Origin of the sequence: Fundidesulfovibrio magnetotacticus (assembly GCF_013019105.1) — a bacterium.
Classification (GTDB): Bacteria; Desulfobacterota; Desulfovibrionia; order Desulfovibrionales; family Desulfovibrionaceae; genus Fundidesulfovibrio; species Fundidesulfovibrio magnetotacticus.
The window spans coordinates 43,582-63,220 of sequence record NZ_BLTE01000015.1; the positions used below are offsets into that span (position 1 = coordinate 43,582).

General features: G+C 67.4%; 23 protein-coding genes and 1 pseudogene. 9 read left to right on the top strand and 15 right to left on the bottom strand.

Going from position 1 to position 19,639, the window contains the following annotated elements; genetic code table 11:
* Positions 1 to 3 precede the first annotated feature (3 nt).
* The 11 genes from NNJEOMEG_RS15430 to NNJEOMEG_RS15480 all read right to left on the bottom strand — a co-directional run bounded on the left by NNJEOMEG_RS15430 (position 4) and on the right by NNJEOMEG_RS15480 (position 10,105).
* Positions 4 to 882, bottom strand: a complete 879-nt coding sequence (locus NNJEOMEG_RS15430; protein ID WP_173086046.1) for a F0F1 ATP synthase subunit gamma — start codon at positions 880 to 882, stop codon at positions 4 to 6.
* An 18-nt stretch (positions 883 to 900) separates the two neighbouring features.
* Complete coding sequence (gene atpA, locus NNJEOMEG_RS15435) at positions 901 to 2,415, bottom strand: F0F1 ATP synthase subunit alpha (RefSeq protein WP_173086048.1); 1,515 nt, start codon at positions 2,413 to 2,415, stop codon at positions 901 to 903.
* A 4-nt stretch (positions 2,416 to 2,419) separates the two neighbouring features.
* Positions 2,420 to 2,965: an ATP synthase F1 subunit delta gene (gene atpH, locus NNJEOMEG_RS15440; protein ID WP_173086050.1), complete on the bottom strand. Its 546-nt coding sequence runs from the start codon at positions 2,963 to 2,965 to the stop codon at positions 2,420 to 2,422.
* Complete coding sequence (locus NNJEOMEG_RS15445; RefSeq protein ID WP_173086052.1) at positions 2,962 to 3,528, bottom strand: F0F1 ATP synthase subunit B; 567 nt, start codon at positions 3,526 to 3,528, stop codon at positions 2,962 to 2,964. Before NNJEOMEG_RS15445 ends, atpH begins: the two co-directional genes overlap by 4 nt.
* A gap of 33 nt (positions 3,529 to 3,561) precedes the next feature.
* Positions 3,562 to 3,993, bottom strand: coding sequence for a F0F1 ATP synthase subunit B (locus tag NNJEOMEG_RS15450; protein ID WP_235956997.1), 432 nt, complete (start codon positions 3,991 to 3,993; stop codon positions 3,562 to 3,564).
* A 311-nt stretch (positions 3,994 to 4,304) separates the two neighbouring features.
* Complete coding sequence (locus NNJEOMEG_RS15455) at positions 4,305 to 4,646, bottom strand: bactofilin family protein (RefSeq protein ID WP_173086054.1); 342 nt, start codon at positions 4,644 to 4,646, stop codon at positions 4,305 to 4,307.
* Between the two features lie 28 nt (positions 4,647 to 4,674).
* Entirely contained in the window at positions 4,675 to 5,790 is a 1,116-nt protein-coding gene (gene rodA / locus NNJEOMEG_RS15460) for a rod shape-determining protein RodA (RefSeq protein WP_173086056.1), read from the bottom strand.
* A gap of 3 nt (positions 5,791 to 5,793) precedes the next feature.
* Positions 5,794 to 7,635 (bottom strand): penicillin-binding protein 2, encoded by a 1,842-nt coding sequence (mrdA, locus tag NNJEOMEG_RS15465; protein WP_173086058.1) that lies wholly within the window; start codon positions 7,633 to 7,635, stop codon positions 5,794 to 5,796.
* Positions 7,619 to 8,089, bottom strand: a complete 471-nt coding sequence (locus NNJEOMEG_RS15470; protein WP_173086059.1) for a hypothetical protein — start codon at positions 8,087 to 8,089, stop codon at positions 7,619 to 7,621. The genes mrdA and NNJEOMEG_RS15470 overlap by 17 nt, the downstream gene beginning before the upstream one ends.
* Positions 8,086 to 9,030 (bottom strand): rod shape-determining protein MreC, encoded by a 945-nt coding sequence (mreC, locus tag NNJEOMEG_RS15475; protein ID WP_235956998.1) that lies wholly within the window; start codon positions 9,028 to 9,030, stop codon positions 8,086 to 8,088. The genes NNJEOMEG_RS15470 and mreC overlap by 4 nt, the downstream gene beginning before the upstream one ends.
* 34 nt (positions 9,031 to 9,064) lie before the next feature.
* On the bottom strand, positions 9,065 to 10,105 hold the full coding sequence (locus tag NNJEOMEG_RS15480; protein WP_173086061.1) for a rod shape-determining protein: 1,041 nt from the start codon (positions 10,103 to 10,105) through the stop codon (positions 9,065 to 9,067).
* Between the two features lie 198 nt (positions 10,106 to 10,303).
* Here NNJEOMEG_RS15480 and mnmL point away from each other — a divergent pair, with 198 nt between their 5' ends.
* The 3 genes from mnmL (at position 10,304) to NNJEOMEG_RS15495 (ending at position 12,456) form a co-directional block, all read left to right on the top strand.
* The gene (gene mnmL / locus NNJEOMEG_RS15485; protein WP_173086063.1) at positions 10,304 to 11,245 is read left to right on the top strand and encodes a tRNA modification radical SAM protein MnmL/YtqA; all 942 of its coding nucleotides are present in this window, start codon (positions 10,304 to 10,306) and stop codon (positions 11,243 to 11,245) included.
* A 120-nt stretch (positions 11,246 to 11,365) separates the two neighbouring features.
* The gene (locus NNJEOMEG_RS15490; protein ID WP_173086065.1) at positions 11,366 to 11,983 is read left to right on the top strand and encodes a hypothetical protein; all 618 of its coding nucleotides are present in this window, start codon (positions 11,366 to 11,368) and stop codon (positions 11,981 to 11,983) included.
* Positions 11,983 to 12,456 (top strand): methylated-DNA--[protein]-cysteine S-methyltransferase, encoded by a 474-nt coding sequence (locus NNJEOMEG_RS15495; protein ID WP_173086066.1) that lies wholly within the window; start codon positions 11,983 to 11,985, stop codon positions 12,454 to 12,456. Before NNJEOMEG_RS15490 ends, NNJEOMEG_RS15495 begins: the two co-directional genes overlap by 1 nt.
* A gap of 9 nt (positions 12,457 to 12,465) precedes the next feature.
* Here NNJEOMEG_RS15495 and NNJEOMEG_RS15500 read toward each other — a convergent pair whose 3' ends face one another.
* Positions 12,466 to 12,756 (bottom strand): HigA family addiction module antitoxin, encoded by a 291-nt coding sequence (locus tag NNJEOMEG_RS15500; protein ID WP_268885699.1) that lies wholly within the window; start codon positions 12,754 to 12,756, stop codon positions 12,466 to 12,468.
* Between the two features lie 28 nt (positions 12,757 to 12,784).
* Positions 12,785 to 13,048 (bottom strand): annotated as a pseudogene (locus NNJEOMEG_RS15505) (type II toxin-antitoxin system RelE/ParE family toxin); the annotation flags it as partial.
* Between the two features lie 107 nt (positions 13,049 to 13,155).
* Between NNJEOMEG_RS15505 and NNJEOMEG_RS15510 the strand changes: the two are divergent.
* The 4 genes from NNJEOMEG_RS15510 to mazG all read left to right on the top strand — a co-directional run bounded on the left by NNJEOMEG_RS15510 (position 13,156) and on the right by mazG (position 15,813).
* The gene (locus tag NNJEOMEG_RS15510; protein ID WP_173086068.1) at positions 13,156 to 13,740 is read left to right on the top strand and encodes an Ada metal-binding domain-containing protein; all 585 of its coding nucleotides are present in this window, start codon (positions 13,156 to 13,158) and stop codon (positions 13,738 to 13,740) included.
* Positions 13,737 to 14,222, top strand: coding sequence for a methylated-DNA--[protein]-cysteine S-methyltransferase (locus NNJEOMEG_RS15515; protein WP_235956999.1), 486 nt, complete (start codon positions 13,737 to 13,739; stop codon positions 14,220 to 14,222). The genes NNJEOMEG_RS15510 and NNJEOMEG_RS15515 overlap by 4 nt, the downstream gene beginning before the upstream one ends.
* Before the next feature lie 200 nt (positions 14,223 to 14,422).
* A complete protein-coding gene (locus tag NNJEOMEG_RS15520) occupies positions 14,423 to 15,019 on the top strand; it encodes a CvpA family protein (protein ID WP_173086070.1) in 597 nt (198 codons plus the stop codon).
* Positions 15,020 to 15,024: 5 nt separating this feature from the next.
* Positions 15,025 to 15,813: a nucleoside triphosphate pyrophosphohydrolase gene (gene mazG, locus NNJEOMEG_RS15525; protein ID WP_173086072.1), complete on the top strand. Its 789-nt coding sequence runs from the start codon at positions 15,025 to 15,027 to the stop codon at positions 15,811 to 15,813.
* A gap of 13 nt (positions 15,814 to 15,826) precedes the next feature.
* On the opposite strand, the gene NNJEOMEG_RS15530 is transcribed toward mazG, so the two are convergent.
* Positions 15,827 to 16,168 (bottom strand): hypothetical protein, encoded by a 342-nt coding sequence (locus NNJEOMEG_RS15530; RefSeq protein WP_173086074.1) that lies wholly within the window; start codon positions 16,166 to 16,168, stop codon positions 15,827 to 15,829.
* Positions 16,169 to 16,234: 66 nt separating this feature from the next.
* Between NNJEOMEG_RS15530 and NNJEOMEG_RS15535 the strand changes: the two genes are divergently transcribed.
* Positions 16,235 to 16,663 (top strand): hypothetical protein, encoded by a 429-nt coding sequence (locus NNJEOMEG_RS15535; protein ID WP_173086076.1) that lies wholly within the window; start codon positions 16,235 to 16,237, stop codon positions 16,661 to 16,663.
* On the opposite strand, the gene NNJEOMEG_RS15540 is transcribed toward NNJEOMEG_RS15535, so the two are convergent.
* On the bottom strand, positions 16,592 to 18,061 hold the full coding sequence (locus NNJEOMEG_RS15540; protein ID WP_173086078.1) for a glucosamine inositolphosphorylceramide transferase family protein: 1,470 nt from the start codon (positions 18,059 to 18,061) through the stop codon (positions 16,592 to 16,594). The two genes, NNJEOMEG_RS15535 and NNJEOMEG_RS15540, sit on opposite strands and share 72 nt — an antisense overlap.
* A gap of 121 nt (positions 18,062 to 18,182) precedes the next feature.
* Between NNJEOMEG_RS15540 and NNJEOMEG_RS15545 the strand changes: the two genes are divergently transcribed.
* Positions 18,183 to 19,637: an MBOAT family O-acyltransferase gene (locus NNJEOMEG_RS15545; RefSeq protein ID WP_173086080.1), complete on the top strand. Its 1,455-nt coding sequence runs from the start codon at positions 18,183 to 18,185 to the stop codon at positions 19,635 to 19,637.
* Positions 19,638 to 19,639: the final 2 nt, after the last annotated feature.

Genomic DNA, 19,639 nt, shown 5'->3' on the forward strand with positions numbered 1-19,639 from the left:
CCTTTATCCTTTGAGCGCTTCGGTTCCGCCGACGATGTCCATCAACTCTCTGGTGATGCTCGCCTGCCTGGCCTTGTTGTAGACAAGGGTGAGCGTGCCCACCATGTCGTCGCAGTTCCTCGTGGCGTTGTCCATGGCCCGCATGCGTGCCGCATGCTCCGAGGCCGAGGTGTCCAGCATTCCGCGATAGACCTGGACGTTGACGAACCGGGGCAGAAGTTCGGCCAGAAGGCCTTCCACCGAAGGTTCGTAGAGGTACTCCTGTTTGGTCCCGGCCGCCGGGGCGTCGGACGCCTGGTCCGCGGCCATGGGCAGGATGGTCAGCTGAGTGGCCTCCTGCCTGGGGATGGAGATGAACTTGCCGAAGACCAGATTCACTTCGTCGAAGTCGCCGCGGATGTACCCGCCGATCACTTCGTTGCCCAGCTTGAGGGCCACGGAGTAGTCGAACGCACCCATCTGGTCGCCGTAGGCGGCCACGATCTCGTAGCCGGACTTGCGAACCGTGTCGCGACCCTTCTTGCCCATGCAGACGAACTTGACCGTCTTGCCCTGGGCGGCCTTTTCCTTGGCGAGCTTGATGGCCATGCTGATGAGGCTGCCGTTGAAGGAGCCGCACAGGCCGCGGTCGGAGGTGACCAGGACGATGAGCACCGTCTTGATCTCCTCGCGGACCTCCAGGAGCGGATGGATCTTGGGATCCGCTCCGTTGGCCAGGCCGCCCAGCATCTCATAGAACTTGTCCGCGTAGGGGCGGAAGCGTTCGATGCGCGCCTGGGCGTTGCGCAGTTTGGCCGAAGCCACCATGTTCATGGCTTTGGTGATCTGCTTGGTCTTCTTGACCGCTGCGATCTTGACCTGAACGTCTTTCAGGGATGGCATGGTTTGTCCTCCCCTGGGTTAGCCTTCAGCCCGGAAGCCCTTTTTGAACTCGTCGATGGCGGCGCCCAGGGTCTGGGTGAGGCTGTCGTCCAGGGCCTGCTTTTCGCGGATGGCCTTGAGGACATCGGACTTGGAGTTGCGCATGTAGTCGAGGAACTGCTCCTCGAACTTGCGCACCGCAGCCACGGGGATGTCATCAAGGAAGCCGCGGCCGGCCGCGAAGATGACCGACACCTGCTCTTCAACGGGGAGGGGCTGGTACTGGGGCTGCTTGAGCAGCTCCACCATGCGCATGCCGCGGTTGAGCTTGAGCTGGGTGCCCTTGTCCAGGTCGGAGCCGAACTGGGCGAAGGCGGCGAGTTCGCGGTACTGGGCCAGGTCGAGGCGCAGCGTGCCGGCGACCTGCTTCATGGCCTTGATCTGGGCCGCGCCGCCGACTCGGGAGACCGAGAGGCCGACGTTGATGGCGGGCCGGATGCCGGCGTTGAAGAGGTTGGGCTCCAGGTACACCTGGCCGTCGGTGATGGAGATCACGTTGGTCGGGATGTATGCGGACACGTCGCCGGCCTGGGTCTCGATGATGGGCAGCGCGGTCAGCGAGCCGGCGCCGCGGGCGTCGGAGAGCTTGGAGGCGCGTTCCAGCAGGCGGGAGTGCAGGTAGAACACGTCGCCGGGGAAGGCTTCACGACCGGGAGGACGGCGCAGAAGCAGCGACATCTGGCGGTAGGCCACGGCCTGCTTGGAGAGGTCATCGTAGATGATGAGGGCGTGGCGGCCGGAGTCGCGGTAGTACTCCGCCATGGTGCAGCCGGCGTAGGCCGAGATGAACTGCAGCGGCGCGGGCTCGGAAGCGGTGGAGGAGATGACGGTGGTGTATTCCATGGCGCCGTACTTGCGCAGGGTGTCCACCACGAGGGCCACCGTGGACTTCTTCTGGCCGATGGCCACGTAGAAGCACTTCACGTCGCCGCCCTTCTGGGCCAGGATGGCGTCCAGGCAGACGGCGGTCTTGCCGACCTGACGGTCGCCGATGATCAGCTCGCGCTGGCCGCGACCGATGGGGGTCATGGCGTCGACGGCCTTGAGGCCGGTGTACATGGGCTGGTGCACCGACTTACGGGCGATGATGCCGGGGGCCTTGATTTCGACCTCGCGGAACTCCTTCGAGGCGATGGGGCCAAGGCCGTCGATGGGGTTGCCCAGGGGGTCGATGACGCGGCCGGAAACGGCTTCACCGACGGGCACGGAGAAGATCTTGCCGGTGCGCTTGACCGGGTCGCCTTCCTTGATGTGCGTGTCTTCGCCCAGCAGGGCCACGCCCACGTTGTCCTCTTCCAGGTTGAGCACCAGGCCCATGATGCCGCCCGGGAATTCCAGGAGCTCCATGGACATCGCGTTCTGGCAGCCGTAGACGCGTGCGATGCCGTCGCCCACGGAGAGCACGGTGCCGGTCTCGCTCATCTCGACGCGAGACTCATAATTCTGAATCTGCTGCTCGATGATCTTGCTGATCTCTTCGGCTTTGATCTGCATGGCCCTACTCACCCCTCTTGATTTGATCTTTCAACAGCTGCAGCTGGGCCCGAAGGCTCGCATCCAGGACCTTGTCCCCCACCCGCAAGACGACACCGCCGAGGATGGCGGAGTCCACGCCGAAGTCGAGCACCAGCTTCTTGCCGGATTTCTTCTCGAGCGTGCCCATGATATCCTTCTGGCGTTTGGCGGGCAGGGCCATGGCGGTGGTGAGCTTTCCGCGCACCACACCGCTGGAGGCGTCCAGAAGTTCGGCGTAGGTCTTCTGGATGTCCTGCACGCAGTCCAGGCGGCCCTTGTCCGCAAGCACGGAGAGGAAGTTCACCGAGAGGGGGGCCATCTTCAGCTTGGCCACCACATCGCCGAGAACCGCCTTCTTCTCCTGCGTATTGAAGTTCGGGCTTTTAAAGAGTTTCTGGAGACCAGGCGCGGCATCCATGGCATGGGCGAGCCCCGCGAGGTCCTTGCCGAAAGTGTCGGCGGCCTTCTCCTTGACGCCTAGGGCGAACAACGCCTTGGCGTACCTGCGAGCGACGATGTTCCCGGTCAATTGAGCACCACCTTGCCTAAAGCGTCGTCAACGAGCTTGTCCTGCACTTCGGCCGTGAGCTTCTTGGCCAGAAGTCCCTGGGCGGCTTCGATGATCTTGTCGGCCATCTCGACGCGCAGGGCGTCGGCGGCGGCCTTTGACTCCTGCTCGGCGGAGAGCAGCGCCTGAGACTTGATGCGCTCGGCCTGCTCCTCGGCAGCCTTCACGATGGAGGCCTTCAGCGCCTCGCCCTGGGCCTTGTAGTCACCCAGGATCTGGGCGCGCTCGGCTTCAAGGTTCGCGATGGAGTGTTCCACATCGGCCAGACGCTTCTGGGCCGCAGCCTTGCGCTCCTCCAGATCAGCCAGCTGGTTCTCGATGGAGAGCCTGCGGCCGCCGAAAGTGCTGGCGATCTTCTTGCCCGCGACCCACCAGACCACGCCCACCACGAGAGCGAAGTTGATGCTGCGCAGGATGAAGTTCTTCCAGTTGGGCCCTTCCGCGCCGTCCGCGGAAGCCCACGCGCACACGGCGGTCAACAGGCACACCGCCAAGGTGAAGAGTACTATCCGTGCCTTCTTCAATGCCAACCTCCTTGGACCCTTTGGGGCTGCCGGTTACAGGGCCTTGCCCAGAATTTTCGAGGCGGCCTTCTCGGCCATGCCGGTCACCCCAGCCAGCATGGTTTCAAGGGCAGCCTTGGACTCGCCGGAGATCTTGGTGCGGGCGGCCTTGAGCTCGTCCGCAGCCTGCTTGCCAGCCGCTTCCAGGATGCCTTTCTCGGCCGAAAGACCTTCCTCGCGAAGACCGGCGCGGGTGGCGCTGGCCTGAACGCGGGCCGCTTCAAGAGCGTCCTGGTAGTTCTTGATTTTGGATTCGGCGTTCGCCGTGAAACCGTCGATCTCGGATGCCTGGGCGGCGATCGTCCCGGCGCGCAGCTTGAGCATCCTGCGGATCGGCGCGATCAGCACCGCGTTGAGCACCACGAGGATGACCAGAAAGTTGACAACCTGCACGAAAAACCACTTGTCGAGAACAAGTATGTCCATTCACCGCCCCCTAATTGTGAATTTTAGTTCAAGCCCGGAGGGTGATTACCCGATTTCCCAGGGCCTGTCCAGGGGGTTTTTCGGGAAAGACCGCGAAAACGCACGGAAATTGAGGGGATTGGGAGGGTATTGTTATGGATTTCACGAACATCGGAGGGCCGCCCTGCGAGAGCGGACAGGCTTCCTACCAAGCGGGGACGGGAGCGGCTGAAGCGCTCCCTGACAGGGCGGCGCGCGGCGTGGGCCGGATGGAATCCCCGCGCCGTCCGGCGTCGGAGCCCCGCCCCACCCTGCCGACTTGAGACCGGACGCTACGCGCCCTCGGCCTGGCCCGTCATGCGCACCTGGCCCTCGATCACCGCGCCCTCTTCCACGGAGAGCGCAGGGGTGACCAGCGTGCCCGTGAAGCGCGCGGTCTTGTGGAGCACCACGCGCTGGGCCGCCGTCACCTCTCCGCTGAGGGCCCCGCCCAGCACCAGCTGGCCAACGCGGACCTGCCCGGTCACGGTGGCCTCGCGCCCCACCACGAGCGTCCCCTCGGACTCCACTTCGCCCTCGAACACCCCGTCCACGCGCACGGTCCCGGTGAAATCGAGCCTGCCCCGGTAGGTGGTTCCCACGCCGAGAAAGGCGTTGATCTCGTCCTTGGCCACGGTAAGTCCCTCCGAAGATGCCAGCGCGTCAGGTCTTCTTGAAGACGAAGCGGCGCATGGAGACGTTGAGCGCGATGCCGATGAGGCAGAAGTTCACGATAGTGGCGCTGCCGCCGTAGCTGATGAACGGCAGCGGGATGCCCACTACCGGCATAATTCCCAGCACCATACCCATATTGATGAGGATTTGCCAGAAGAAATAGAAGAATACGCCCGCCGCCAGGAAGGAGCCGAAGCGGTCCTTGGCGTCGCGCGCAACACCCGCGAGCAGCGTGAGGAACACGCAGAACATGGCCACCAGGATGATGCTTCCCACGAAGCCCCACTCCTCGGCGAACACGGCCACGGCGAAGTCGGTGTGCTTCTCGGGCAGGAAGCGCAACTGGCTCTGGGTGCCTTCCAGGAACCCCTTGCCCCACATCTGCCCGGAACCGATGGCGATCTGCGACTGGATGATGTGGTAGCCCGACCCGAGGGGGTCTCGTTCAGGATTGAACAAGGTCAGAATGCGCAGCTTTTGATAGGGTTTGAGGAAGAACCAGCCGCACGGGATAAGGGCAGGGACCGTAACCAGGAGCACCTTGAACACCCGGCCGGCCAGGCCCCGGTAGAGGATCATCCCGCACAGGAGCAACAGGATGTTCAACCCCGAGCCCAGGTCCGGCTGGACGATGACCATGGCCGCCGGCGGCAGCACCACCGCCAGCACCGTCAGGAGCGACAGCCATCCCAGCCGCCCGGAATCCTTGGAGAGCATGAGCGCGCCCACCAGGAGCGTGGCGAACTTGGCCAGCTCGCTGGGCTGGAGGCTGAAGGCCCCGAAGTCCAGCCAGCGCTTGGCCCCGTAGACGGTCTTGCCGATCACGGGCACCAGGGCCAGGAGCACGAGGGTGACGATCATCAACGGCCAGGCCGCATGCTTGAGGTAGCGGTAGTCGAACACCGTGAGGGCCACCAGGCAGCACAGGCCCGCCAGGCCCCAGATGCACTGCTTCTGGTAGAACGGGTTGAGCGACACCCCGTCGCCGATGCGGAAGCCGCTCGCGGAATAGAGGTTCAGGACGCCCGTGCCGAAAAGCATCGCCACCATGGCCAGCAGCGGCCAGTTGATGTGCGTGAAAAGCCTGCGGTCGATGGGAGACATGCCTTAGTCGCCCACTTCCGGTCTGGCGGCCTCGGCGGCCTTCTGGGCCTTGGGCATGCCGGGGGCCGGGCCGAAGAGATAGTCGTAGATGGAGCGCACGATGGGCCCTGCCGTCTCGCCGCCGTGGCCGCCGTGCTCCACCATGCAGACCACCACGTAGGTCTTGCCGTCCTTCTGGCCCCAGGTGGCGATCCAGGCGTGGTCGCGCTGCTTGTAGGCCATTTCGTGGGTCTTCTGGCGGATGTCGGCGTTGGCCAGGCGCACCACCTGGGCGGTGCCGGTCTTGCCGCCGATCACGGCGTCGGGGCGCTTAAGCTTCTGGGCCGTGCCAGCCTGGACGGTGTCCGCCATGGCGCGCACGATGAACTCGCGGTCCTTGTCGGAGAGGTTGAGCTTGGCCTGCACGTCCACGGGGTCGTCCAGGACCAGGCTGGGGCGGATGATTCTCCCGCCGTTGACCAGCGAGGCCACGAACTTGGCCAGCTGGAGGGGGGAAACCTGCACCGAGCCCTGGCCGATGGAGGCGTTGAGGGTCTCGCCCCGGGTCCAGTTCTCGCCGTAGCGGCGCTTCTTCCAGGCCGTGGAGGGGATGAGACCGCCGCGCTCGTGGGGCAGGTCGATGCCCGTGGGCGCGCCGAAGCCCGCCTGGAGGGCGTAGCGGTTGATGCGGTCGATGCCCAGGCGCTCGCCCAGCTGGTAGAAGTAGACGTCGCAGGAGTGCACCAGGGCCGAGCGCATGTCCACGGAGCCGTGGCCGCCCTTCTTCCAGCAGTGGAAGTCGTGGTCGCCCACGCGGTAGGAGCCGGAGCAGAACACGGTGTCCGTGGTCTTGATGAGGCCCTCCGAGAGGGCCGCAGCGGCCATGAGCAGCTTGAAGGTGGAGCCCGGAGGGTACACCGACTGGGCCACCCGGTTCTGGATGGGGTGCATGGGGTCGTCGCGCAGTTCCTTCCACTTCTTGGGGGGGATGCCCAGCACGAAGAGGTTGGAGTCGTAGCTGGGCTGGCTCACCAGGGCGGCCACCTTGCCGGTGTCCGCCTCCAGGACCGCGATGGCTCCGGCCTGGCCTTCCAGCTGCTTGGCGGCCCAGGCCTGGAGCCCGGCGTCGATGGAGAGCTTGAGGTTGCCCCCGGCGCGCGGCTCCAGGAGGACGTGTTGGTCGTGCTCGCGGCCGTAGGCGTCCACCTCGATCTGCTTGAGGCCCTTTTCGCCGCGCAGGCGCTGCTCCAGAACGTATTCCAGGCCCTGCTTGCCCACGTGGTCGCCCAGGGCCAGGCGGGAGTCCTTCTCCAGGTCCTCCTCGTTGGCCTCGGCCACGTAGCCCAGCACGTGGGCCATGAGCATCCCGTCGGGGTAGTAGCGCTTGTGGCGGATGAGGATCTCCAGCCCGGGCCAGGAGACGGCGTTGGCCTCGATCTTGGCCAGCAGCTCGTAGGAGAGGTTGGAGATGAGCACCAGCGGCTCGAAGGGCTTGGAGCGCTTCTTGCCCCGGATGTAGGTGTCCAGGAGCACCTGGTAGTCCAGGCCGGTCCACTCGGCCACCTTGCGCAGGGTGCCCTGCACGTCCTCGCAGTCTTCCCGGATGAGGCCCAGGGCGAAGCTCGGCTCGTTGACGGCCAGGGCCTTGCCGTTGCGGTCCAGGATCATGCCCCGGGCCGCGATGATGGAGGCCTGGCGCATCTGGTTTTCGCGGGCCAGGTCGGAAAAGTGCTCGCCCCTGTGCACCTGCAGGTACCACAGGCGCAGGGTGAACAGGCAGAACAGGCCCAGCACCAGGGCCTGGAGCAGGATCAGCCCGCCACGCGGCGTCTGCTGTCCGGAATCCGACTCATACGTCTTTGGCATTGCTGGGGAGGTGGTTGTACGTGACGTAGATGAGGCCCCATTCCACGGGGAAGACCACGGCCTGGACCACCGACTCCACGAACACCCTGCCGGGCTGCACGCGCCACTCCTGAAGGTAGGTCATGACATGCATGAGCCCGAAATGCAAAATTCCCAGGCAGGCCCCGAGGATGATCATGAACAGGAAGTTCTTGGCCTCGAAGAGCCAATGTCCGAAAAAGAACAAGGCCGCCAGCACCCCGTACCACAGCACCACGGCCCCGAAGGCCAGGGACCCGGTGCCCTCCTGGATCAGCAGCCACACGACGGCCATGCCTAGGGTGGCGCGCACCTTTTCTTCCTGAAGGCTGAGGATAAGTCCCGGGGCGAGGAAGTCCACCCCGGGCATGAAGCTCTGGAGCCAGACCCCCGCGAGGGTGAACAGGCCCCAGAAGGCGATCCGGGGGCCGTTCATTGCCCGTCGCCCCGTTTCTTTTTGGGCGCTTCGGGCTGTCTCGCTTCGGGGGGCTCGTTGCGTCCGCGTTTCTTCACCTCGCCCTTGCGTTCGGCCGCGCCCTTGGGGCGCTTGGTGGAGGTGTCGGGGAGGCCGTCCTCGGGCTCCTCGGGCTTGGGCGGCGGGGCCTTGCGCAGGAGGGCCACCTCTTCCAGGCGCGAGGCGTCGAAGAGGGGCTGGGCCTGCACGTTCAAAAAGAGCGACGCGCCCTCGCGCGAGACGAGGCTCACCCTGGCCACGGGCAGCCCCTGGGGGAAGATGCCTTCGAGCCCGGTGGTCACGAGGGTCTCGCCGTCCTCGATGGGGGCCGAAAGCGAGACGTACTGGAGGATCATCCCCTGCCCCGGGCCGCGCCCGGCCAGGATGCCCTGCGTGCGCGACTTCTGGGAGACCACGGGGATCTTGGAGTTGGGATCGGTGACCATGATCACGGTGGAAGCGGAGAGCGAGTTGCGCAGCACGCGCCCCACCAGACCCTCGGGCGTGACCACGGGGGTGTTCACGTCCACGCCGCCCCGGCTGCCCTTGTCGATCACGAAGGTTTCCAGTGCGGCGTTGGGCCCCAGGCGGTGGGCGATCACGCGGGCGGCCTCGCGGTTCCATTCGGGGGGCGGCTGGATGAGCAGCAGGCTCGTGAGCCGTTCGGCCAGGGAGGCCTGCTCGCGGGTGCGCACCAGTTCGTCCTGGGCGCGGGCCAGCTCGGCGCGCAGCGTCTCGTTCTCCTGGCGGATGCCCACGAAGTAGACGTAGCGCTCCCAGAATTCGGACAGACGCGACCACGCCCACCTGCCGGGCGTAAGCACCCAGCGAGTGAGTTCAAGGCCCGTATGGCTGGCCAGATTGTCGACGTATCCGGTGCGGATGTTCCAGGTGAACAGCCCCAGATAGACGAACAGGACCACCAGCAGGCCCAGAGCGATGCGCTGGGGCGAGGGCTTAATCGATCGTTACCTCTTTGAGCACATCCAGGTTGTCCAGGGCCTTGCCGGAACCGAGGACAACCGCCGAGAGCGGGTCGTCCACGATGACGATGGGCAGGCTGGTCTCCTCGCGCAGGAGCTGGTCGAGACCGCGCAGGAGCGCGCCGCCGCCCGTGAGCACGATGCCCCGGTCCACGATGTCGGCCGCCAGTTCCGGCGGGGTCTGCTCCAGGGCGATGCGCACCGCCTGCACGATGGATTCCACCTGCTCGGCGATGGCCTTCTGGATCTCTTCGGCCGTGATGACAATGTTCTGCGGAATGCCCGTGACCAGATCGCGTCCCTTGACCTCCATGTCGCCCTGGCTCGTGGAGTGGTGCGCGCTGCCGATCTGGATCTTGATCTGCTCGGCCGTGGATTCGCCGATGAGCATGTTGTACTTGCGCTTGACGTACTGCATGATGGCTTCGTCCATCTTGTCGCCGCCAACGCGCACGCTGCGCGAGTACACGATGCCGGAAAGCGAGATGACCGCCACCTCGGTGGTGCCGCCGCCGATGTCCACCACCATGTTGGAGGTGGGCTCGGTGATGGGCAGGTTGGCGCCGATGGCCGCGGCCATGGGCTCCTCGATCAGGTAGACCTCGCGCGCGCCGGCCGACTGGGCCGATTCCTTCACCGCGCGCTTCTCCACCTGGGTGATGCCCGTGGGCACGCAGATGATGATGCGCGGGCGCACCAGGCGGCGCGAGTTGTGCACCTTGGAAATGAAGTGGCGCAGCATGGCCTCGGTGACCTCGAAGTCGGCGATGACGCCGTCCTTCATGGGCCGGATGGCCACGATGTTGCCCGGCGTGCGGCCAAGCATCTTCTTGGCCTCGGCGCCCACGGCCAGCACCTTGTTGACGCCCCGGGCGTCCTTCTTCACGGCCACCACCGAGGGCTCCGAGAGCACGATGCCCTTGCCCTTCACGTAGACCAGGGTGTTGGCCGTGCCCAGGTCGATGGCCAGGTCGTTGGAGAAAAATCCCAGTGCGGAATCCAAAAGTCTGGACATGATCCCTTCCTTGGCTCACCGTAAGGAGCCTGGCGAATTGCACGGCGACGCCGCGCGGGGCGGTCGTCGCGAGCCGACAAAAAAAGGCGGGCCGCGCGCGGCCGGCCCTCGGTCGGCTGGGGATAGCCCGGCCGGGCTCCCCGTTCGAGGCTTGGTGTTGAGTCATTCCATCAACGTTGTCAACTCGATTCTGCCCATATGGACCACGTTTCACGAGACGCCATCCGCACGCGGGGCCATCATGCCCTCTCGGTCCGCTGGCGCGCGGTCTTCGGGCGCGCCGCGCGCAAGATCCCCCTGGACGCCGGTTTTTCCTGCCCCAACCGCGACGGAACCCTCTCCAAGGGCGGCTGCATCTTCTGCAACGCCCGGGGGGCCGGCACGGGTTTGGCGCGCCTTCCCCTCGCGGAGCAGTGGGCGCGCTGGCGCGAGGCCCGACAGGCCCGCTGGGGCGACGTGGCCCTGGTGGGCTACCTCCAGGCCTTCTCCAACACCCACGGCCCGGCCCGGCGGCTGGCCAGGGTCCTGGACGAGCTGTCCCACATCCCGGACCTGGAGGGCCTTTGCCTGGGCACCCGCCCGGACTGCCTGGACCACGAAAAGCTCGCCCTCCTGGCGGCTTTCCCCGCGAAGGAGCTCTGGCTGGAACTGGGCTTGCAGTCCTGCAACCCGGCAACCCTTGCCCGGGTGAACCGGGGCCACGGCCCGGAGAGCTTCGCCGAGGCGGTCCGCGCGGCCCGCGACCACGGGCTCAAGGTTTGCGCGCACCTCATGGCCGGGCTGCCCGGAGAGGATGAGCGCCACTGGGACGCCACCGTGGATTTCGTGGCCTCCCTGCCCGTGGCCGGGGTGAAGTTTCACAACCTCCACGTGGCCCGGGGCAGTCTCCTGGAGACCCACTGGCGCATCGGGGGGTACGAGCCTATCGCCCTGGAGCGTTACGCCGCATGGCTGGCGCGCGCCCTGGCCCGGCTCTCGCCGGAGGTGGTGGTGCACCGCCTGGCGGCGGACCCCGCCCATGGGGAACTCCTTGCGCCGGAATGGGCCGGGGACAAACGCCGGGTGCACGAGGCCATCCGCCGCGCCGCAGCCGCGTCGGGCCTGCGCCAGGGCGACCTGTGGCCGCCCGCCCAGGGCTGACGCGCCCCTGCCCCGGCACGCAAGAAGCGCGAAGGGCGTCGTCCTTGGGCCGGGTGAGTCACACACGCCGGTCCGCCCTTCCGGGGCCTTCCGGCCGCAACCGCATCCATGGAGCGTTCCATGCACCGTTTCGCCGTCGTCCTGCTCGCGCTGGCCTGCCTTCTCCGGGCGGCCCCCTCCCCGGCCCAGACACGCCTGGCCACGCCCGGGGGGTCCTTCACCATCTCGCTGCCCTCGGGGTTCGTGACCATCCCGCCGCTGGAGCTTTACCTCTTCGAGCACCGGGGCCTCTCCGGCCCCGTGCCCCCCGAGGCCCTGGCCGAGTTCCGCAAGACGCGCATGGGTTTCCAGGCCCCGGCCGAAAAGTGGTTCACCCTGCCCTATCTGATCGTCTCCGTGGAGACGGGCCGCAAGCGCGGCCCGCAGGACCTCTTCATGGAGAGCGTCATGGCCGAGCGCGACTCCGAGTCCCAGTCCTCCGGAGAGGGCCACCGCTTCCTGGAGAAGGACCACCAGCCTCTCAAACGGATGACCTATTATAAGGATGTGGCCTACTCGGCGGCCCACGGGCGCAAGGTGGCCATGGGCTCCTACACGTGGCTGACGAGCCAGGGCTTCATCCGCGTGGCCTGGTTCGCGCCCGAGGACCAGTTGCGCGCCTGGGAGCCCCAGCTGCACCAGGCCGCCATGAGCGTGGTGCTCTCGCCGGAGCTGGAATACCGCCCGGAGGGCCGGTAATGACGCGTTCGGAACTGCTGGCGTACGGGCCACTGGCCCTGGAGCTGACCTGGGACGCCGGATGGCTCGCCTCCATCCGTCCGCGCTGGGCGCAAGACGGCGAGACGTCCAGGATCGCGACGGCGCACGGCAGGGCGCTCCAGGAGGCGTTTGCCCGCTACGTGGCGGGCGAGCGGGTCACGTGGCCGGAGTTGCCCGTGGACCTGGCGGCCCTGCCCCCCTTTTTCCGGGCGGTGCTCACGGAGCTTGCGCGCATCCCGGCCGGGGAGACCCTGAGCTACGGCGAGCTGGCCGCGCGCTGCGGCCGCCCGGGCGCGGCCCGCGCGGTGGGCCAGGCCATGGCGCGCAACCCCTGGCCCCTGGTGTACCCCTGCCACCGCGTGCTGGCGGCAGGGGGCAGGATCGGCGGGTACGGGCCGGGGCTGGAAATGAAGCGGTGGCTGCTGGGGCTGGAGGGGAAGCTTCCGGCCTGAGGCCGTAGGTCAACCCGCCATCCTCGGTTCCACCCCCCGCACGATCTCAGCCCCCATTTCCCGCTCGACCTTCGAAAGGTCGTGCGCCTGCTGAAGATTCAACCAGAACTCCGGCGTGGTGCCGAAATAGCGGGCCAGACGCAGGGCCGTGTCGGCCGAAACGCCCCGTCGCTCGCGGGCGATGTCGTTCACACGCGTGACGGGAACGCGCAGGGCCAGGGCCAAAGCGTTGGCGGAAAGCTCCAACGGCTTCATGAACTCCTCGCGCAGCACCTCGCCAGGATGGGTACGGATTCTCACGGCTGCACTCCTTCCAATGGTAGTCGACGATCTCCACCTCGTCTGGACCATCATCGGTCCAGACGAAACAGACGCGCCATTGGCGGTTGATACGGATGCTGTATTGCCCGGCGCGGTCTCCGCGCAGACTCTCCAACCTGTTGCCGGGAGGCAAGAGGAGATCGCCAAGCACCCTGGCCGCATCAAGCATGTCCAGCTTGCGCAGGGCAATGCCCTCGATGGCGGCGAAACGGGGAACTTTCTCGCCGTCGAACAGCGCCTTCACCCGTCGGTCCTTGAAGCCCTTGATCATGGTTCACGGCATACCGTTAATCATTTAACGACAAGCGGCAAGCCGACGCCAATTGCCCGCCGGAAACCGGGAAGACGCCGACCCCGCCTTGGGCTATGCCTCCAGCCATGGACGCGCCCGACGCCTTCACCCTCTCCCTCTCCGACGACGCCCGCTGGGACGCCGTGCGAACCTGCGCTCCCTCCGCCGACGGGCTGTTCGTCTACGCCGTGCGCACCACGGGCGTGTTCTGCCGTCCCTCCTGCCGCTCCCGCACGCCCCGGCGCGGCAACGTGCGCTATTATCCCGACCCGGACGCGGCCAAGGCCGCCGGATACCGGCCCTGCGCCCGCTGCCGCCCGGACCTCGCGGAGCACGACCCCGTCGGCGACCTGACCGGCCGCGCCCTGGCGTTTCTGGAACGCCTCGCCCACGACCCCGCCGCCCTGCGCCGGGAGCTGGACGGCCTGGGCGTCACGCGCGACCGGCTCGACCGGCTCCTCAGGGCCCGCACCGGCCGCACCTCCCGTCAAAGCCTGGACGCCCTGCGCGTGGCCAAGGCCCTGGAACTCCTGCGCACGACCTCCCTGCCCGTGGCCCGCGCGGCCCTGGACAGCGGTTTCGAGAGCCTTTCCACCTTCTACAGGCGCTTCCGCGACCTCACGGGCCAGACGCCCGGACAGGTCCGCGCCGCCCGGGAGAACGCTCCGTGAACCTCCTCCACGTGGACACACCCGTCGGACGCCTGGGCCTGGCCGCGCAAGAAGACGCGCTGGCCATGGTCCTCCTGCCCGGCGAGGCCGCGCCCCAGGGCTGCCATCCCGCGCCCACCCCGCTCCTGCGCGAGGCCGCGCGGCAGCTCCAGGCCTATTTCAAAAGGGGACTGCGCCTTTTCGACCTGCCTCTGGCCCCCGCGGGCACGCCCTTCCAACTGGCCGTCTGGGAGGCTGTGCGTGGCGTCCCCTACGGCTGCACGGCCAGCTACGCCCACATCGCCGCCCGCGCGGGGCGACCGGGTTCGGCCCGCGCCGCCGGGGCGGCCAACGGGCGCAACCCCCTGCCCCTGGTGACCCCCTGCCACCGCGTGGTGGGGTCGGACGGCAGCCTCACGGGCTACCGCGGCGGGCTGGCCCTCAAGCGTTTCCTGCTGGACCTGGAGCAGGGGCGCGCGTCCCCGGGCATGCCGCACGGCTGAACAGCGCGAGCCCAGGAATCGGGCCGCGCGGCCCGGCACGTCCTGTCCGCCCTGCGCATCCGGGGCCTCGCCGGGGCGCCCCACGCGATCGCCGTGGAGCCTGTCAACCCGCTCCGGACGCGGACGGGCCTTTCAGCGCGTCCAGGCGGGACCGTATGTCCCGCTTTGCTTCCCCGCAAAAAAGCTGCTAGGCAGGCCGCGTGAACATCGCGGACCTCACGCTGCTCATCATCTGGGGCTTCTTCTTCGTGCGGGGCTACATCCGTGGCCTGGTGAAGGAGGCGGCGTCCATCCTGGCACTTATCCTGGGATTCAAACTGGCCGTGGCCTACTCCCCCGCCCTGTCCCCGCACCTGACGCCCCTGGTCTCCAATCCGGCCTTCGCCGCGCCGGCGGCCTTCCTGATTCTTTTCGTCGGCGTGATGATCGCGTGTTCGCTCCTGGTGTCCGGTCTCACCACGCTCATGAAGCTCACGCTCATCGACTGGGCCAACAAGTTCTTCGGAGGCTTCTTCGGGCTGGCCAAGGGCATCCTCGTCACGGCGCTGATCCTCTGGGTCTGGACCGTGCTCCTGCCCAGGCCGGACTTCATGGCCTCCTCCCGTCTGGTGCCCGTGCTGGAGAAGGTGGACGGCTTCCTCACCCAGTACATCCCGCCGGACTGGAAGCAAAAGCTCAAGAACCTCACGCCCGGCCCGGTGGTCCCGCAGACCAAGCCCGTGCCGGAGCCGCCCAAGCCCAAGGACGCCCCGGCCAAACCCGCCGGGCAGCAGGGCCAGCAGCCCAAGAAAGGATGACCCCCATGCAAGACGCCTCCGGCGACTCCCTGGCCAAGCTGCGCCAGGTGGTCGCCTCCCTGCTTGGACCGGGCGGATGCCCCTGGGATCAGGCCCAGACCCCCGAGACCCTCTGCGACTACGTGATCGAGGAGGCCCACGAACTGGTGGAGGCCATCCGCTCCGGAGACGCGGCGGGCGCGGCCGAGGAGCTGGGCGACGTGCTCTTCCTGCTCTGCTTCGTGGCCGCCCTCTACGAAGGGCGCGGGACCTTCACCATGGCCCAGGCCATCGACTCGGCCTCCGCCAAGATGATCCGCCGCCACCCCCACGTATTCGAGGGTCTGAGCGTCGAGAACCAGGAGGAACTCCTGCGCAACTGGGAGCGCATCAAGCGCGGCGAAAAGGAGGACCCGGGCGGCATCTTCGCCTCGCTGCCCCGGGGACTGCCCGCCCTGCTCAAGGCCTACCGGCTCAACGCCAAGGCCGCGCGCCATCATTTCACCTGGGAGTCGGACCAGGCCCAGGAGGCAAAGCTGGCCGATGAATGGAAGGAACTTCAGGAGGCGCGCGCCCAGGGCGACCAGGCGCGCGTGGAGGCGGAATTCGGCGACTATCTCTTCACGCTGGTGGAATACGGCCGCAGGCTGGGCGTGAAGGCCAACGCCGCCCTGGAAGGTGCCAACGCCGCCTTCCTGCGCCGCTTCGAGGCCATGGAGGCCCTGGCCCGGCAACGGGACCAGGACACCTCCGGCTTCAAGCTGGCGGACTGGGACAGCCTCTGGGACGAGGTGAAGGCCGCCGAGCGGGGCTGAGCCCTCCCCGGGCTCATTGCACGCTGCCGCGCACGGGCACGTTCCAGTGTCCGGCGGGCACGGGCAGGCACACCGTGCGCCCGGCGATGGCCGCGCACATGATCAGCTCGCCCCCGGCCTCGTTCCAGTAGAGTTTCGAGGCGAACAGCTTCACGATCTCTCCCACGGGCATGTCGCCCGCCCCGGCAGCGCCCAGCGCCGCCGAAAGCAGCGAGCGCGCCGCCTTGCCGATGGCCGAAAGCGCCTCGCTGGAGATGGCCACGTCCGCGCTGTCGAGTTCGTGAAGGTTGGCCGGGTCCGTCTTCTGTCTGGCCGCCAGGGCGTCCAGCAGCGATGATTCGATGTGATTGGCCATGTGAGCCTCCTTGCTTGGAACAATTCCTAGCAAGAGCCGGGCCACATGCCGCCCAAGAGGAGTACCATGCGCGTCAACGACCTGAAAAAACCCTACAAACTCTTTTTCGCTTGTCTGGCGCTTTTCGCTCTGCTCACCTACCTGGGCCGGGAAACCGACAAGCCCGTGCTGCTCACCGGCGTGGTGGCGGGCGTGCAGAGCGTGGACGGCATCGTACGCGCCCTGGCCGTGGACGCGGGCGGCACCCGCTACGTGGTGCGCGTCACCGGAGTCTACCTCACCGACCACCCTTCCCCGGACCTCCAGGAGAACCAGGAAGTGGAGTTGCGGGCCAGCGCGTTCAAGGGGCTCAAGCGCGGCGTTTCCTGCGACCTGGTGGAGATCGTCAAGGTCGGGGCCGTGCGCGAGGCCGACCCCAACGCCTCACCGCCAGATTGGGACAAAGCGCTGCCCGTCGACGATCTCAAGGCCCCCCTGGGCTTCAAAGGCATGTAGGCAGAAGCTGCCGGGCACGAGACCGGCCTCCAGGCGCGCCACGGGGCGTTCGGCGTAGCCTTGCGCGTCCAGCCGCGTGATCTCCAGCATCGCCAGGGCGCGCCCGTAGTGCCCAGAGCTGTCCTGCCCGGGCCGATAGAGCCGCCCCCCGCGCAAGAACACCCGCCCCCCCGGACGCGCGCGGCGCACGTCGCGCACCACGGGGTTGCAGGGATGTGGCTCGTAGGGGCCGAAACGATCCGGGGCGTGGAAGAGGTGCAACTCGTCCCAGGAGGAGCCGCCGGGACGCTTGAGCGTGGCGAAGAGCCACCAGCGCCCGCCGTGCTCCAGGAACGTGGCGTCCGCCGCCGGTCCCTCCAGGAGCACCCGGTCCAGCTCCCAGCGCAGGGGGAAATCCGTGCAGCGGTAGAGCCGCACCTGCCCGGCCGCCCCGGTCTCGGGGACCATCCACACCTGCCCGCCGTGGGCGAACACCTGGGGATAGGAGAGATGGAAGGGCTCCTCCAGGATGCGCCTGGCGGCGCCGAAGCCTCCGCCGGGCCGTTCCTCCAGCACGCAGAGCCTGCCGCGCCCCTGTCCGGGGATCTCCTCGGCGAAGAGCCAGCGCCTGCCGTTGTGCTCGAAAAGGAAGGGATCGGCCCAGCCCGTGCCCTTGGGCGGGAAGAGCGGCGTGAAGGGGCGCGTGGCGAAGTCCGGGGCCATGGGATCGCCGTCGCCGGGGCGCAGGGCCAGATACCACTGGCGGCGGTGGAGCAGGTCGAACCAGGCGCGTTCCAGGCCCCAGGCGGCCAGACGCGCGACGAAGCCCGCCCAGGCGGCGGGGCCGGGGCGGCAGGGGCCCGACGCCGTCGCCTCGGGCAGGGAGTCCCAGAAGGCCTCGCCCTCCCGGGCGTATCGCCCGAGCGTCCAGGCGGGCAGCGCGGCCGCCTTGGCCATGTGGGCCGTGGCCCATTTGAGGGGCGCGGGGGCGTCCAGGCAGGTGGAGGCGCCTGCCGCCAGGCGCGGCGCGCGGCCGGGGCGATCCCAGATCAGGCGCACCTCCACGGCTCCGTCCTTCATGCGCGAGGGATGCGCGGGCTCCAGGCGCAACACGCCCAAGGCCGGGGGATGTGTCCCGACCGGGAGGTCCAGGCCGGGCGGCAGCACGAGCACCGAGGGCCGGGCGTCTCCGGTAGCCGTGGAGGGCGTCCAGGGCGCGAAGAGGTCCGGGGACGGGCGCTTGATAAGCCGCTGCACGGGCAGAAGCGCCAGCCAGGGCAGGGGCACGGCCTCCTCCTGGCGTCCGGGCAGGGCCACGGCCAGGCCTGCGCCGCCCAGATGGTCGAGCATCAGGGCCTGCCAGCGTCTGGCGAAGCCCGGGGCGTAGGCCACGCCCGCGGTCACGGGGGTCTTGTCCACGGCGATCCTCCGGGCGTGGAGCTACCGCCTGGAACGGGTGTTGTCAAAACCACGGCCATCGGGTAATTGGCCCGAGTCCCACGGGGGACTTCCCTTCCAATCCGCTTGATCGCAGGACATCATGGTTTTCAGCTCCGCATCGTTCCTGTTCTATTTCCTGCCGCTGGTGCTGCTGCTCTATTATGTCGCCGCACCGACCCTGGGCCTGAGGAACCTGGTGCTGCTTTTGGCCAGCTTCGTCTTCTACGCCTGGGGCGAAGGCATCTACACCGTGGTGATGGCCATCTCCATCATTGCCAACTACTTCTTCGGGCTCTGGGTGCACAAGGCCCACCTCCGCTCTTCCGCCAAGCTCCAGATCGGCCTGGCCATCGCCTTCAACATCACCCTCCTGGTGATCTTCAAATACTGCAACTTCATCGTGGACAACCTCAATCTCTACGTGGCCGCTCCCCTGGGGCTTCGTCCCGTGGAGATCGGCAAGATCCACCTGCCCATCGGCGTGTCCTTCTACACGTTCCACTGCATCTCCTACCTCATGGACATCTACCGGGGGCAGACGCCGCCCAACCGCTCCCTGCCGCAGCTCTCGCTCTACATCTCGCTTTTTCCGCAGCTGGTGGCCGGTCCCATCATCCGCTACAAGGACATCGCCGACCAGCTCACCCGGCGCACCGTCACCAGCGAGCGCTTCGCCTTGGGCATCAACCGCTTCGTGACGGGCCTGGGCAAAAAGGTGCTCATCGCCAACGTGCTGGCCCTGCCCGCAGACAAGATCTTCGGCATCCCCTCCGACCAGCTCACCACCCCGGTGGCCTGGCTGGGGCTGATCTGCTACGCCCTGCAGATCTACTTCGACTTCTCCGGCTACTCCGACATGGCCATCGGACTGGCGCATATGTTCGGGTTCAAGTTCATGGAGAACTTCAACTACCCCTACATCTCGCGCAGCATCCGCGAATTCTGGCGTCGCTGGCACATTTCGCTCTCCACCTGGTACCGCGACTACCTCTACATTCCCCTTGGCGGCAACCGCTGCTCTGAGGCGCGCGTCACCTTCAACCTCGTGCTCGTGTTCTTCCTGTGCGGCCTATGGCACGGGGCCAGTTGGTGCTTCGTGGTGTGGGGCCTCTACCACGGCTTCTTCCTGGGCCTGGAACGCTCGCGCTTCGGCAAATGGCTGGACGGCGCGTGGCGGCCCATCCCGCACGCCTACACCATCCTGGTGTTCCTCATCGGCTGGGTGTTCTTCCGGGCCACCTCGCTGGAACACGCCATGGCCTACATCAAGGCCCTGGCGGGCTTCACCGAGGCCTCGGGCAGGGAGTGGCACGTGGGGCTCTTCCTCAATCCCAAGGTGCTCATTATGCTCTGCCTGGGCATTGTCGGCTCCATGCCCCTGATTCCCTGGCTGCGCGACCTGCGCCGCCATCGCCTGGAACGCGCCCCCAGCGTGGCCCTGGGCGCGGGAGTGGACGCCCTGGTCGGCCTCGTAGCCACGCCGGCGATTCTGTTGCTCTCGTGCATGGCCCTGGCCAGCGGCACCCACAACCCCTTCATCTACTTCCAGTTCTAGGG